We start from the raw sequence: 13431 nt of genomic DNA, 5'->3' as shown, positions 1-13431 counted from the left end.
ACGGGGTGTCAGCCACCGAACCGGCCCGCTTACTTCACGCCGAGATTTAACGTCTGAGAAAAGAGGGGCGTCAAGACCTGTGACGTGCCCGGTCCGGCCGGGCCCGGCGGAGGGCCGGGCCCCGGGCGGGGTCCGGCCCTCGGCGCGGCGCCGGTCAGCGGTGGTCGGCGCCGGTCGGCGGTGGTCGGCGGCACCGGCCGGCGGCACCGGTCCGCGGTCGGTGGCGGCGGGGCTCAGCCGGCCAGGATCGCCGCCGCCAGCTCGCGCATCTCGACCTTGCGGACCTTGCCGGTGACCGTCATCGGGAACTCATCGACCACGTGCACGTAGCGCGGGACCTTGAAGTGGGCCAGCCGTCCGGTGCAGAATGCGCGCACCGCCTCGGCCGTGAGCGGCGGCGCGCCCTCGCGCATCCGCACCCAGGCCATCAGCTCCTCGCCGTACTTGGCGTCGGGCACCCCGATCACCTGCACGTCGAGCACGTCCGGGTGGGTGTACAGGAACTCCTCGATCTCGCGCGGGTACACGTTCTCGCCGCCGCGGATCACCATGTCCTTGATCCGGCCGGTGATGGAGAGGTACCCCTCCGCGTCCATCACCGCCAGGTCGCCGGTGCGCATCCAGCGGGCGGCGTCGACCACCTCGGCGGTCCGCTCCGGCTCGGACCAGTAGCCGAGCATCACCGAGTAGCCGCGGGTGCACAGTTCGCCGGGCTCGCCGCGCGGGACGGTGCGGCCGGTGTCCGGATCGACCACCTTGACCTCCAGGTGCGGCCCGACCCGGCCGACGGTGGAGACCCGGCGCTCGACCGAGTCGTCGGCCCGGGTCTGGGTGGAGACCGGGGAGGTCTCCGTCATGCCGTAGCAGATCGACACCTCGGTCATGCCCATCCGGTCCATCACGCCCTTCATCACCTCGGTCGGGCACGGGGCGCCCGCCATGATGCCGGTGCGCAGGCTGGACAGGTCGTACCCGTCGAAGCCCGGGTCGGCCAGCTCGGCGATGAACATGGTCGGCACCCCGTACAGCGAGGTGCACCGCTCGGCGGCCACCGCGGCGAGCGTGGCGGCGGCGTCGAAGGCCGGGGCCGGGATCACCGTGCAGGCGCCGTGCGAGGTGGCGGCGAGGTTGCCCATCACCATGCCGAAGCAGTGGTAGAACGGCACCGGGAGGCAGATCCGGTCCCGCTCGGTGTAGTTGCACAGCTCGCCGACGAAGTAGCCGTTGTTCAGGATGTTGTGGTGCGAGAGCGTCGCGCCCTTGGGGAAGCCGGTGGTGCCCGAGGTGTACTGGATGTTGATCGGGTCGTCGGTGCTCAGTTCCCCCTCGATCGCCGCCAGTTCGGCCCGGTCGCCGGCCCGCCCGGCGGCCAGCAGGTCCGGCCAGTCCGGGCCGTCCAGCAGCACCACCCCGGCCAGCTCCGGACAGCGCGGGCGCACCTCGGCGATCATGCTCGCGTAGTCGGAGGACCGGAACCGCTCGGCGGCCACCAGCAGCCGCACCCCCGCCTGCACCAGCACGTACTCCAACTCGTGCGCGCGGTACGCCGGGTTGATCGTCACCAGGATCGCGCCGAGCCGGGCGGTGGCGTACTGGGTGAGCGTCCACTCGGCCCGGTTCGGCGCCCAGATGCCCACCCGGTCGCCCCGGCCCACGCCCCGCGCGCGCAGCCCGAGCGCCACCGCGTCCACGTCGGCGGCGAACTCGGCGTACGTCCAGCGCCGGCCGGTGGCGCACTCGACCAGCGCCTCCCGCTCCGGGAAGGCCCGCACCGCCCGGTCGAGGTTGGCCCCGATGGTGTCGCCGAGCAGCGGCACCGCGGACGGGCCGGAGGAGTAGCTGAGCGGGAGCGGATCGCGCGACAAGGGGGCCTCCTGGGCGGGGTGTACCGACGGGTACCCATGCTGCGCAGCCGGAGGCCGCTTGACCAGCCCCTTCCCGGGATCCGGTCCGGCGTCCGGTCCGCGAGCGCGCGGCCGGCGGGGGCGGGGTGACGGGCGGTCAGCCCGGCGTCGGGGCAGGGTGGTCGCGGGGCAGCTCAGGAAGCATGATTAGGCTAACCTAACCTAAGTGGGTCGGGGTCCTCCGATCCGCCGCATCCGTACACCCGGGAGCACCCCCATGCCGTTCACCACCCGCATACCCGCACCCGCCACCGCGGCCACCGCCACCGGCCCCGCCACCGGCCCCGCGCCCGGTGCCGTCCTCGGTGCCGGGGACAGCTTCGAGGGGCGGGTCGCGCTGGTCACCGGCGCCGCCCAGGGCATCGGCGCGGCCGTGGCCGCCCTGCTCGCCGCGCGCGGCGCCCGGGTGGTCGGCTGCGACCTGCGCGGCAGCGGCGGCGGTGACAGTGGTGCGGACGGCGGTGCGGACGGCGGTGCGGACGGCGGCGGCCCGGCGACCGGTCCGGCGACCGGTCCGGACGCCGTCCAGCGGCTGGACGTCACCGACGGGGCCGCCGTCGAGGCGCTGGTGGAACGCGTGGAGCGCGAAGTCGGCCCGGTGGACGTGCTGGTGAACGTCGCGGGCGTGCTGCACGTGGCGCCCGCGCTGGAACTCACCGACGCCGACTGGCAGCACTCCTTCGACGTCAACACCACCGGCGTCTTCCACACCTGCCGCGCCGTCGGGCGCCGGATGGCCGAGCGCGGCCGGGGCAGCATCGTCACCGTCGGCTCCAACGCCGCCGGCGTCCCGCGCACCGGCATGGCCGCGTACGCCGCGTCCAAGGCCGCCACCACCATGTACGTCCGCTGCCTGGGCCTGGAGCTCGCCGCCGCCGGGGTGCGCTGCAACCTGGTCTCCCCCGGCTCCACCGACACCGCCATGCAGCGCTCGCTGTGGACCGACCCCGACGCCGAACGCCGCGTCCTGGAGGGCGACCCGGGCAGCTACCGGGTCGGCATCCCGCTCGGCCGGATCGCCGATCCCGAGGACGTCGCCGAGGCCGTCGCCTTCCTGGCCGGCGACCGCGCCCGGCACATCACCATGCACGACCTGTACGTCGACGGCGGCGCGACGCTGCGGGCCTGACCCGCCCGGCGCGCCCGGCGCGGCACACCTCGGCCCGGCCGACGGGCCCCGCGGGTCCGTGCGGCGGTCCTCCCGCGACCGCCCCGGGCCGCTCCGCCACGTCCTGCCCCGACCCGGCCCGAACTCCCCTTCTCCTCCCCCCTCCGCCATCCTCCCGCCCTCGCAGTGCCGGCGCGCGCCCCGCGTCGGCGGAACGGAGCAGCAGCATGACCACGGCCTCCGAGCTCCGGCCGCCCGCCACCAGTACCGCCTCCGGCGGCGCCGGTCCGCTACCCGGCGACCTGCCCGGCAGCGACCTGCTGGCCGCGTACCGTCCCGGACCGGACCGGGCCCTGCTCGCCACGCCCACCCGCACCCTGCTCGCCGAGGGCGTGCACCGCACGGTCGACGACCCGGCGGCGGCCGGGCGGGTGCTCGCCGAGGCCCGGCCCGACGGCGGGGAGCGGCTGCTGATCGGCGCGATCCCGTTCGACCCGGCCGCGCCCGCCCGGCTGTTCGTCCCCGACCGGGTCCGCCGGGCCGGGCCGGTACCGCCGCCGTCCGGGGTCCCGCTGGCCACCGACCGCACCGGCGAAGGGCGTTGGCACAGCCGCCCGGTGCCGGAACCGGACGGGTACCGGGCGGCGGTCGCGGAGGCCGTGCGCCGGCTGGCCGGCGACTCGCCGCTGGAGAAGGTGGTCCTGGCCCGCACCCTGGAGCTGACCGCGCCCGGCGGGAGCGACCTGGCCGCGATGGCGGCCCGGCTGGTGCACCGCGACCCGCACGGCTACACCTTCGCGGTGCCGGCCGGCGGCACCGCCACCCTGATCGGCGCCAGCCCGGAGCTGCTGGTGTCGCGGCGCGGCACCCGGGTGGTCTCCAACCCGCTGGCCGGTTCGGCCGCCCGCAGCGCCGACCCGGTGGAGGACCGGCGGCGCGCCGAGGCGCTGCTGGAGTCCGCCAAGGACCTCGCCGAGCACGCCTTCGTGGTCGACGCGGTCCGCGCCGCGCTCGCCCCGTTCTGCACCGAGCTGGTCGCGCCGGAACGGCCGTCCCTGCTGCGCACCGCCGCGATGTGGCACCTGTCCTCCACCGTCACCGGCGTCCTGCGCGAACCCGCCACCAGCGCGCTGGAGCTGGCCCTCGCCCTGCACCCGACCCCAGCGGTCTGCGGCACCCCCACCGCGCACGCCCGGGCCGCGATCGGCGAACTGGAGCCCTTCGACCGGGGCCTGTACACGGGCGTGGTCGGCTGGGGCGACGCCTCCGGCGACGGCGAGTGGGTGGTCACCCTGCGCTGCGCCGAGGCCGACGGCGACCGGCTGCGCCTGTTCGCGGGCGCGGGCGTGGTCGCCGCCTCCGACCCGGAGCTCGAACTCGCCGAGACCGCCGCCAAGTTCCGCACCTTCCTGCACGCGGTGGGCCTGGCGGACACCCGATGAGCCCCCACCCCGACGAGGCCGTCACCCGCCGCTGGAACGGCCGCCTGCTGGACGCCGGCCTGCGCCAGCACGACACCGGGTCCGAGACCGGCTCCCGGGCCGGAGCCGAGACCCGCGCCGACGCCGAGTACGGCACCCGGGCCGAGTACGGCACCCGGGCCGGGACCGAGACCCGCGCCGACGCCGGATCGGGTGTCGGAGCCGGTGCCGAGGCTCCCGCCGAGACCGGCACCCCGGCCGGCGCCGGAGCCGGAATTCACGCCGGGGTCGGGGCCAGTGCCGGGGCCTGGGCCGACGTCCAGGCCGGGACGACCCGCACCGCCGCCGGGTCGGGTGCCGGAGCCGACGCCGGACCCGGTACCGTCGCGGCGGCCGATTCCCCGCCCATCCAGTCGAGTTGCCCGCCGGAGGACGTCCGATGAACCTGTACCCGCCCGAGGCCGCCGCCCGTCACCGTGCCGCCGGGTACTGGACCGGCGAGCTGCTGGACGCGATGATCCGGCGGCACGCCGCCGCGACGCCGGAGCGGACCGCGGTCACCGACCGGGACCGGCGGTGGAGTTACGCCGAGCTGGACGCCCGGGCGGACCGGCTGGCGGCCGGGCTGGCGGCCCGCGGGCTGCGCCGGGGCGACCGGGTGGTGCTGCAACTGCCGAACGTGGCGGAGTTCTTCGAGGTGTTCTTCGGCGCGCTGCGGGCCGGGGTGGTGCCGGTGATGGCGCTGCCCGCGCACCGGCGCTCCGAGATCGGGTACTTCTGCGAGTTCGCCGAGGCCCGGGCGCTGTTCGTGCCCGACCGCCACGAGGGCTTCGACCACCGGGAGCTGGCGGCCGAGGTGCGGGCGGCGGTGCCGCAGCCGCTGGAGGTGTTCGTGGTAGGCGAGCCGGGGCCGTTCTCCCCGCTGGCCGAGCTGCGGGCTCCCGCGGACGCGCCGCTGCCCGCCCCGCCGGACTCCGGCGACCTGGCCTTCCTCCAGCTGTCCGGCGGCTCGACCGGCCTGCCGAAGCTGATCCCGCGCTGCCACGACGACTACCTGTACAGCGTCCGGGCGTCCGCCGAGATCTGCGGGCTCTCACCGGAGTCGGTGTACCTGTGCGCGCTCCCGGCGGCGCACAACTTCCCGCTGTCCTCGCCCGGCACGCTCGGCACCTTCTTCGCGGGCGGCCGGGTGGTGCTGGCCCCCGACCCGAGCCCGGCCACCGCGCTCGGCCTGATCGCCCGCGAGCGGGTCACGCTGACCGGCGTGGTGCCGCCGCTCGCGCTGGCCTGGGCGGGCGCCGCCGAGGCCGCCGGGCCGGACGGGCCGGACCTGTCCAGCCTGGAGCTGCTCCAGGTCGGCGGGGCCAAGCTCAGCGAGGAGGCCGCGCGCCGGCTCGGCCCGGCGCTGGGCTGCCGCCTCCAGCAGGTGTTCGGGATGGCGGAGGGCCTGGTCAACTACACCCGTCCCGAGGACGACGAGCACACCGTGCTGACCACCCAGGGCCGTCCGATCTCCCCGGACGACGAGGTCCGGGTGGTCGACGACGAGGACCGCGACCTGCCCGACGGCACCGCCGGCCACCTGCTCACCCGCGGCCCGTACACCGTCCGCGGCTACTGGCGGGCCCCGGAGCACAACGCCCGCTCGTTCACCGCCGACGGCTTCTACCGCACCGGCGACATCGTCCGCCGCACCGCCACCGGGCACCTGGTGGTGGAGGGCCGGGCCAAGGACCAGATCAACCGGGGCGGCGAGAAGGTCGCCGCCGAGGAGGTGGAGAACGTGCTGCTGGCGCACCCGGCGGTGCACGACGCGTCGGTGGTGGCCGAGCCCGACGAGTTCCTCGGCGAGCGGTCCTGCGCGTACGTGATCCTCCGCCCGGGCGCCGAGCGGCCCCGGCCGGTCGAGCTGAAGTCGTTCGTGCGGGCCGCCGGGCTGGCCGGGTACAAGGTGCCGGACCGGGTCGAGTTCGTCACGGCCTTCCCGTCCACCGGCATCGGCAAGGTCAGCAAGAAGGACCTGCGCGCCCACCAGAACTGACCGTCCGCCGGACGCGTCAGGCCCGTCAGAAAGGACCCTCCCCGTGGCGCTTCCCGCCATCGCCCCCTATGAGCTGCCCGCCGAGCTGCCGCCGAGCCGCGTCCCGTGGCGGGTCGACCCGGCCCGGGCGGCCGTCCTGGTGCACGACCTCCAGCACTACTTCCTGGGGGCCTTCCCGGCCGCCGGGCCGCCGCTGGAGCCCGTGCTGGCCCACACCGCGCGCATCCTCGCCGCCGCCCGGGCCGCCGGGCTGCCGGTGTTCTACTCGCACCAGCGCGGCGGCCAGACGCCCGAACAGCGCGGCCTGCAACTGGACTTCTGGGGCCCCGGCCTGCCCGCCGACGAGCACGCCCAGGCGATGCCCGCCGCCGTCGCGCCCGAGCCCGGCGACCGGCTGGTGCTGAAGTGGAAGTACAGCGCGTTCGTCCGCACCGACCTGGCCGAGCAGTTGGCCGAGCTGGGCCGCGACCAGCTGGTCATCGTCGGCGTGTACGCCCACATCGGGGTGCAGATGACCGCCGCCGACGCCTGGCAGCGCGACCTCCAGGCGTTCGTGGTCGCCGACGCCGTCGCGGACTTCTCCGCCGAGCAGCACCGCGAGGCGCTGCGCTGGACGGCCGGGAAGTGCGCCGTCGTCCTGGACACCGCGCAGTTGCTGGCCCGGGTGGGAGCGGCGGAGCCGGCCCCGGAGGGGGTCTCGTGACGCTCCCCGCCGCCCGGCTGCTGGCCGCCGGGGTCACCCTGCGGTACGGCGACCGGCCGGTCGCCACCGACCTGACGGTGGGCGTCCCGGACGGCTCGTTCACCGTGATCGTCGGGCCGAACGCCTGCGGCAAGTCCACCCTGCTGCGGGCCTTCGCCCGGCTGCTGCGGCCGACCGCCGGGCAGGTGCTGCTCGACGGCGAGCGGATCGCCACCCTGCCGGCCCGGCAGCTGGCCCGCCGGATGGGCCTGCTGCCGCAGAGCTCGACCGCGCCCGAGGGCATCACCGTCGCCGACCTGGTCGCCCGCGGCCGGTACCCGCACCAGGGGCTGCTGCGCCAGTGGTCGCCCGAGGACCGGCGGATCGTCTGCGACGCGATGACCGCCACCAACGTCGAGGCGCTCGCCGACCGCTTCGTCGACGAGCTGTCCGGCGGGCAGCGCCAGCGGGTCTGGCTGGCCATGGCGATCGCCCAGCAGACCCCGCTGCTGCTGCTCGACGAACCCACCACCTTCCTCGACATCGCGCACCAGGTCGAGGTCCTCGACCTGTGCGCCCGGCTGCGCCGCGAGCAGGGCCGCACCCTGGTCGCCGTGCTGCACGACCTCAACCAGGCCGCCCGGTACGCCACCCACCTGATCGCGCTGCGCGACGGCGCGGTGGTCGCCGAGGGGCCGCCCGGCGAGATCGTCACCGCCGACCTGGTCCGGCGGGTGTTCGACCTGCCCTGCCAGGTCGTCCCCGACCCGCAGACCGGCACCCCGCTGGTCGTCCCGCTCGCGCCGCGATGACCGCCGCCGCCCTCTCCCCCGTCGCGGTGCGCACCGACTTCCGCGACGCCCGCGCCCTGTACGAGCTGTCGCTGCCGTTCATCCGCTCCGGGGCGCTGCGCGCCCGCACCCCCGCCGACTACCGGCACGCCGCGGACACCTTCCTGGTCGTCCGCGGCGCCGCCGCCCCGGACGCCTGCGCCGCGCTGCGCGTCCTCGACCCCGACCCCGGCCACCCGCCCACCGGCGTCCTGCACAACCTCTGCGTGCGCGCCGACCGGCAGGGCCTGGGGCTGGGCGGCCTGCTGATCACCGCCGTCCTCGCGCACGCCCGCCGCACCGCGCTGACCGCCGTGGTCACCGCCACCACCGGCGACGGCACGGTCTTCCGGCACCACGGCTTCACCGAGATCCCCGCCTCCGCCGCGCCCCCGTCCTGGTCCGCCGCGCTCGACCCCGCCCGCGGCTCCCGGGTCTACCGCCGTCTGCTCTGACCCCGCGGCCCCGGGCCTGGCCCCGGGCGCGTACGGTCGGAGCGGTGTCCCGCGGGCGCGGCGGGCGGAGAGGAGTCCCGATGGGTACGCCGCAGCAGGCCTCCGGCGCGGAGGCGGCCGGGGCCGTCCAGACCGCAGGGGCCGCGGGGGCCGCCGAGGCCGCCGAGGCCGCCGAGGCCGCCGAGGCCGCCGAAGTGCGGCGGTTCTGGGGCGGGTTGGGGCTGCCCGGGCTGATCGACGTGCACACGCACTTCATGCCGGAGCGGGTGCTGCGGAAGGTCTGGGCGTACTTCGACGCCAACGGGCCGCTGATCGGCGCCCGCGGCTGGCCGATCACCTACCGCCGCGCGGAGGACGAACGCACCGCGCTGCTGCGGGAGTTCGGGGTCCGGGCGTTCACCTCGCTGCTGTACCCGCACAAGCCGGGCATGGCGGGGTGGCTGAACGGCTGGGCGGCGGAGTTCGCGGGTCGGACGCCCGACTGCCTGCACACCGCGACGCTGTACCCGGAGCCGGGCGTGGCGGGGTACGTCCGGGAGGCGCTGGAGGCCGGGGCGCGGGTGTTCAAGGCGCACGTGCAGGTCGGCGGCTACGACCCGGCCGACGCGCGGCTGGACGCCGCGTGGGGCCTGCTGGCGGAGGCCGGCACGCCGGTGGTGATCCACTGCGGTTCGGGCCCGGCGCCCGGCGCGCACACCGGGCCGGAGCCGGTCGCCCGGGTGCTGGCCCGGCACCCCCGACTGACCCTGGTGGTCGCCCACCTGGGGATGCCCGAGTACCGGGAGTTCCTCGACCTGGCCGACCGCCACGAGCGCGTCCACCTGGACACCACCATGGCGTTCACCGACTTCACCGAGGACCTGATGCCCTTCCCCCGCGAGCTGCTCCCCCGCCTCGCCGACCGCGGCGACCGCGTCCTGCTCGGCACCGACTTCCCCAACATCCCCTACCCGTACCTGCACCAGCTCCGCGCCCTGGAGCGCCTCGGCCTGGGCGCAGCCTGGCTGCGCGCGGTCTGCCACGACAACGCGGCCCGGCTGTTCGGCCGGTGAGACGGCGGCCGGGGCGGGAATGAACGGCGGGGCGGGGGTGCTGCGGGCCGGTATGGATCTTTCGCTGCCGCCCGTCGCCCCCGTCCCCTCGCCGTCCGGGGGCCTGACCCGGCACGGCGTCAGTTACGCGCTGCGCAGCGGCTTCCGGCCGCTGCTGCTGGACCTGCACGTGCCGGCCGGGGCGGGGCCGTTCCCGGTGGTGGTGTGGCTGCACGGCGGCGCGTTCCGGGCCGGCGACCGCCGCTACCTGCCGGACACGGTGCGGCCCGGCGCGGTGTTCGAGGCGCTGGTGGCGGCGGGCGTCGCGGTCGCGACGGTCGACTACCGGCTCTCCGGCGAGGCCGTCTTCCCGGCCCCGCTGGACGACGTGACGGCCGCGTTGGGCTACCTGCGGTCGTACGCCGGGGAGTTGGGGCTGGACGTCGACCGGCTCGGGGTGTGGGGCGAGTCCGCGGGCGCGACGCTGGGGGCGCTGGCGGCGCTCACCACGGACGCGGTGGCGGCCGCGGTCTGCTGGTACCCGCCCACCGACCTGGCCGCCCTCGGCCACGACGGGCCGGACTCCCCGATCACCCGACTGCTGGGCGGCCCGGCCGCCGGGCTGCCGGAGGCCGCCGCACTGGCCAGCCCGGCCCGACGGGTCGCGCCGGGCGCGCCGCCGTTCCTGCTGGTGCACGGGGTGCGGGACGAGCAGGTGCCGTTCGCCCAGTCCGAGGCGCTGCACGAGCGGCTGCGCGCGGCGGGCGCCCGCTCGGTGCTGGTGCCGGTCGAGGGCGCCGGGCACTGCTTCGCCGGGTACCCGGACGTGCCGGGCCTGGTCGCGCAGGCGGTGGCGTTCCTGTCCCGCGAGCTGGCCGCCCGCCCCGCGGGCTGAGCGGGCGCGGGGCCGTCCGGGGCCGGGTCCGGCGCGGGGCCGTCCGGGGCCGGGTCCGGCGCGGGGCGGGCGGTGGCGGTGCCGGCTCAGGCGGTGCGCCGCCACTGACGGACGATCAGCCAGAGCAGGTAGCCGCCGCCGACCACGCCGGTCAGCACGCCGACCGGCAGCTGGGTGGGGGCGAGCAGCCGCTGCGCGGCCAGGTCGGAGAGGGCCAGCAGCAGGGCGCCCAGCAGGGCCGAGCCGAGCAGGTTGGGGCCGGTGGCGCGGGTGAGGCGGCGGACGGCCTGCGGGGCCATCAGCGCGACGAACGGGACCGGCCCGGCGGCGGCGGTCGCCGCGGCGGTGAGCGCGACGCCGATCAGCACCAGCCGGACCTGGACGGCCTCGGTGCGCACGCCCAGCGAGGCGGCGGTGTCGTCGCCCATCTCCAGCATCCGCAGCGGGCGGCCGAGCAGCACCGCGGCGGGCAGCAGGACCAGCAGGGCGAGCGCCATCGGCGTGCAGTGCTCCCAGCCGCGGGCGTTGAGGCTGCCGGTGAGCCAGACCGCGGCGCTCTGGGCGTCGCTGAACGAGGCCCGGGCGATCAGGTAGGCGTTGAGCGAGGCGAGCAGCGAGGAGACGCCGATGCCGACCAGGACCAGCCGGTAGCCCTGGGTTCCGCCGCGCCGGGCCAGCAGGTAGACCAGCACCGAGGTGGCCAGCCCGCCGACCACCGCCCCGCCCGCGACGGTGGCCGCGCCGCCGCCGATCAGCAGGATGACGACGAGCGCGCCGGTCGCCGAGCCGACGGTGAAGCCGATGACGTCGGGGCTGCCCAGCGGGTTGCGGGCCAGGGTCTGGAACAGCGACCCGGCGAGCCCGAGCGCCGCGCCGACCAGCAGCGCGGTGAGCAGCCGGGGCAGCCGCACCTCCATGACGATGTAGCGGTCGGCGCGCCGTCCGCCGCCGCCGAGGATGTCGAGCACGTCCCGGACCGGCAGCGGGTAGTCGCCGGCGGTGAGGGTCCACGCGGCGGTGCCGAGCAGGGCGAGCAACAGCAGTCCGGCCACCAGGGCGGCGCGCGGGTGCCAGCGCAGCGAGCGCCCGCCGGGCAGCGGCAGCGACCGGATCGGCAGCGGGCGGGCCGGGGGCGTGGCGGGCGGGGCGTCGATGACGGGGGTGGGGTTCACAGGCGGGCGATCCTCCGGCCGCGCACCAGCGCGATGAAGAGCGGGGCGCCGAGGAAGGCGGTGACCACGCCGACCTGGAGTTCGGCGGGGCGGAGCAGGAGCCGGCCGAGGATGTCGGAGGCGAGCAGCAGGACGGGGGCGAGGGCCGCCGAGAGCAGCATGATCCAGCGCTGGTCGGGGCCGCAGAGGCGGCGGGCCAGGTGCGGGACGGCGAGGCCGACGAAGGCGATCGGGCCGACGGCGGCGGTGGCGGCGCCGCACAGCAGGGTGATGGCGAGCAGGCTGAGGGCGCGGGTGCGGCCGGGGTGGGCGCCGAGGGCGTGGCCGGTGTCGTCGCCGAGGGCGAGCGCGTTGAGTGGGCGGCCGAGCAGCAGCGCGAGCACCCCGCCGACCAGCAGGAACGGCAGCACCTGGCCGACGGCGGCGGAGTCGACGCCGGCGAAGGTGCCGATCTGCCAGTAGCGGAAGCGGTTGAGGGTGAGCGGGTCGAGCAGCACCAGGGCGTTGACGAAGGCGGTGAGCACGGCGGTGACGGCGGTGCCGGCCAGGGCGAGCCGGGCGGGGGTGGCGGAGGCCCGGCCGCTGCCGCCGAGGAGCTGCACGACGAACGCGGCGACGGCGGCGCCGAGCAGCGCGAACCAGACGAAGGCGTGGAAGGTGCGCAGGTCGAACAGGGCGGTGCCGGCGGCGACGGCGGCCGCGGCGCCGCCGTTGATGCCGAGCAGGCCGGGGTCGGCGAGCGGGTTGCGGGTGAGGGCCTGCATCATCGCGCCGGAGATGCCGAGCGCCGCACCGACGGTGATGCCGAGCAGGGTGCGCGGGATGCGCGAGTGGTGGACGACGATCCAGTCCTCGCCGGTCGGGTCGCGGTGCAGCAGGACGTGCAGCACCTGCCCGGGGGCGATGGCGCGGGCGCCGACGCCCAGCGAGAGGACGGCCAGGACGGCGAGCAGGGCGAGGGCGCCGAACAGCCAGGCGGTGCGGCGGGCGGCGGTGGTGGCGGCGCGGCGGGGCTTGGCGACCGGCCGGGCGGAGACGTGCGTGCTCATGCGTGCGGGGTGTGCTCGTCCTCGTGGTGGTCGTGGTTGGCGGTGCCGCGCTTCCAGTAGCCGTCGACGTCGACCTGGTCGCGGCCGAGGCCGCGTTCGCCCCGCAGGTGGCGGCGGATCGGGCGGAGCGTGTTGGCCTCGCCGGCGATCCAGGCGAAGCCCATGCCGGGCGGCAGTTCGGCGGCGCGCACGGCGCGTTCGAGGTGGTCGGTGGTGCCGGGGGCGGCGGCGCCGCGGTGCAGCCAGACGACGGTGGCGTCGGCGGCGGTGGTGAGGTGCTGCTCGTCCTCGGGGCCGGGGACCTCGGCGAAGGCGAGCACCTTGACGCCGGCGGGCAGCATCTCCAGCCAGCGGGCGAGCGCGGGCAGCGCGGTCTCGTCGGCGCCGAGCAGGTACCAGTCGTGGACGAAGTCGATCTCCTCGGAGCCGCGCGGCCCGAACACGCCGAGCTTCATGCCGGGCCGGGCGGCGGCGGCCCAGCCGGAGCCGACGCCGGTGCCGTGCAGCACCATGTCGATGTCGAGTTCGCGGGCCTCGCGCCGGTACTGGCGGATCGTGTAGTCCCGGGTGATGGGCTCCACGGGGGCGTCCATCCAGGTGTCGTTCTCGACCACGGGCTCGGTCGGCAGGTCGTGGCCGGGTGCGGCGAAGCAGAGCTTGACGTGGTCGGTGGGGGCCTGTTCGCAGAAGCCGTCGAGGGCGTCGCCGGCGAAGGTGACCCTGACCGTGCCGGGGGTGATCCGCTGGACCCGCTTGACGTCCAGCAGGCGGTACTTGAGCGGGTGGCGGACGATCCGCATCCGCGGGGGCACGGTCGTGGTGGTGGTCATCGGTCAGCCCATT

13 protein-coding genes are annotated in these 13431 nt (G+C 76.6%); 9 read left to right on the top strand and 4 right to left on the bottom strand.

Features of this window, described 5'->3' with window-relative positions; all coding sequences use genetic code 11:
• Positions 1-233: 233 nt before the first annotated feature.
• Positions 234-1865 (bottom strand): AMP-binding protein, encoded by a 1632-nt coding sequence (locus ACIP60_RS05400; protein WP_400680288.1) that lies wholly within the window; start codon positions 1863-1865, stop codon positions 234-236.
• A gap of 256 nt (positions 1866-2121) precedes the next feature.
• Here ACIP60_RS05400 and dhbA point away from each other — a divergent pair, with 256 nt between their 5' ends.
• From dhbA to ACIP60_RS05355, 9 genes are all read left to right on the top strand, one after another.
• Entirely contained in the window at positions 2122-3033 is a 912-nt protein-coding gene (dhbA, locus tag ACIP60_RS05395; protein ID WP_400680285.1) for a 2,3-dihydro-2,3-dihydroxybenzoate dehydrogenase, read from the top strand.
• Positions 3034-3239: 206 nt separating this feature from the next.
• The gene (locus ACIP60_RS05390) at positions 3240-4454 is read left to right on the top strand and encodes an isochorismate synthase (protein WP_282204712.1); all 1215 of its coding nucleotides are present in this window, start codon (positions 3240-3242) and stop codon (positions 4452-4454) included.
• The gene (locus ACIP60_RS05385) at positions 4451-4876 is read left to right on the top strand and encodes a hypothetical protein (RefSeq protein ID WP_400680283.1); all 426 of its coding nucleotides are present in this window, start codon (positions 4451-4453) and stop codon (positions 4874-4876) included. Before ACIP60_RS05390 ends, ACIP60_RS05385 begins: the two co-directional genes overlap by 4 nt.
• On the top strand, positions 4873-6474 hold the full coding sequence (locus ACIP60_RS05380) for a (2,3-dihydroxybenzoyl)adenylate synthase (protein ID WP_400680281.1): 1602 nt from the start codon (positions 4873-4875) through the stop codon (positions 6472-6474). The genes ACIP60_RS05385 and ACIP60_RS05380 overlap by 4 nt, the downstream gene beginning before the upstream one ends.
• A gap of 43 nt (positions 6475-6517) precedes the next feature.
• The gene (locus ACIP60_RS05375) at positions 6518-7177 is read left to right on the top strand and encodes an isochorismatase family protein (protein WP_400680278.1); all 660 of its coding nucleotides are present in this window, start codon (positions 6518-6520) and stop codon (positions 7175-7177) included.
• Positions 7174-7968 (top strand): ABC transporter ATP-binding protein, encoded by a 795-nt coding sequence (locus tag ACIP60_RS05370; protein WP_400680276.1) that lies wholly within the window; start codon positions 7174-7176, stop codon positions 7966-7968. The genes ACIP60_RS05375 and ACIP60_RS05370 overlap by 4 nt, the downstream gene beginning before the upstream one ends.
• Positions 7965-8441 (top strand): GNAT family N-acetyltransferase, encoded by a 477-nt coding sequence (locus ACIP60_RS05365; protein ID WP_400680274.1) that lies wholly within the window; start codon positions 7965-7967, stop codon positions 8439-8441. Before ACIP60_RS05370 ends, ACIP60_RS05365 begins: the two co-directional genes overlap by 4 nt.
• Positions 8442-8521: 80 nt before the next feature.
• A complete protein-coding gene (locus ACIP60_RS05360) occupies positions 8522-9493 on the top strand; it encodes an amidohydrolase family protein (protein ID WP_400680273.1) in 972 nt (323 codons plus the stop codon).
• Positions 9494-9545: 52 nt separating this feature from the next.
• On the top strand, positions 9546-10367 hold the full coding sequence (locus ACIP60_RS05355) for an alpha/beta hydrolase fold domain-containing protein (protein WP_400680272.1): 822 nt from the start codon (positions 9546-9548) through the stop codon (positions 10365-10367).
• A gap of 86 nt (positions 10368-10453) precedes the next feature.
• On the opposite strand, the gene ACIP60_RS05350 is transcribed toward ACIP60_RS05355, so the two are convergent.
• From ACIP60_RS05350 to ACIP60_RS05340, 3 genes are read right to left on the bottom strand one after another with little or no spacing between them, the layout of a single operon-like run.
• Entirely contained in the window at positions 10454-11539 is a 1086-nt protein-coding gene (locus tag ACIP60_RS05350) for a FecCD family ABC transporter permease (protein ID WP_400680269.1), read from the bottom strand.
• On the bottom strand, positions 11536-12588 hold the full coding sequence (locus ACIP60_RS05345; protein WP_400680268.1) for a FecCD family ABC transporter permease: 1053 nt from the start codon (positions 12586-12588) through the stop codon (positions 11536-11538). The genes ACIP60_RS05350 and ACIP60_RS05345 overlap by 4 nt, the downstream gene beginning before the upstream one ends.
• Positions 12585-13418: a siderophore-interacting protein gene (locus ACIP60_RS05340; protein WP_400680265.1), complete on the bottom strand. Its 834-nt coding sequence runs from the start codon at positions 13416-13418 to the stop codon at positions 12585-12587. The genes ACIP60_RS05345 and ACIP60_RS05340 overlap by 4 nt, the downstream gene beginning before the upstream one ends.
• Positions 13419-13431: the final 13 nt, after the last annotated feature.

This window comes from Kitasatospora sp. NPDC088783, from assembly GCF_044750705.1.
GTDB classification, from domain to species: Bacteria; Actinomycetota; Actinomycetes; order Streptomycetales; family Streptomycetaceae; genus Kitasatospora; species Kitasatospora fiedleri.
This window is presented reverse-complemented; position numbering and strand designations above follow the sequence as displayed.

Coding starts and splice junctions, on each gene's coding strand:
- ACIP60_RS05360 (WP_400680273.1), top strand. CDS start 8,522: ATGGGTACGCCGCAGCAGGCCTCCGGCGCGGAGGCGGCCGGGGCCGTC.
- ACIP60_RS05390 (WP_282204712.1), top strand. CDS start 3,240: ATGACCACGGCCTCCGAGCTCCGGCCGCCCGCCACCAGTACCGCCTCC.
- ACIP60_RS05345 (WP_400680268.1), bottom strand. CDS start 12,588: ATGAGCACGCACGTCTCCGCCCGGCCGGTCGCCAAGCCCCGCCGCGCC.
- dhbA (WP_400680285.1), top strand. CDS start 2,122: ATGCCGTTCACCACCCGCATACCCGCACCCGCCACCGCGGCCACCGCC.
- ACIP60_RS05340 (WP_400680265.1), bottom strand. CDS start 13,418: ATGACCACCACCACGACCGTGCCCCCGCGGATGCGGATCGTCCGCCAC.
- ACIP60_RS05355 (WP_400680272.1), top strand. CDS start 9,546: ATGGATCTTTCGCTGCCGCCCGTCGCCCCCGTCCCCTCGCCGTCCGGG.
- ACIP60_RS05385 (WP_400680283.1), top strand. CDS start 4,451: ATGAGCCCCCACCCCGACGAGGCCGTCACCCGCCGCTGGAACGGCCGC.
- ACIP60_RS05380 (WP_400680281.1), top strand. CDS start 4,873: ATGAACCTGTACCCGCCCGAGGCCGCCGCCCGTCACCGTGCCGCCGGG.
- ACIP60_RS05365 (WP_400680274.1), top strand. CDS start 7,965: ATGACCGCCGCCGCCCTCTCCCCCGTCGCGGTGCGCACCGACTTCCGC.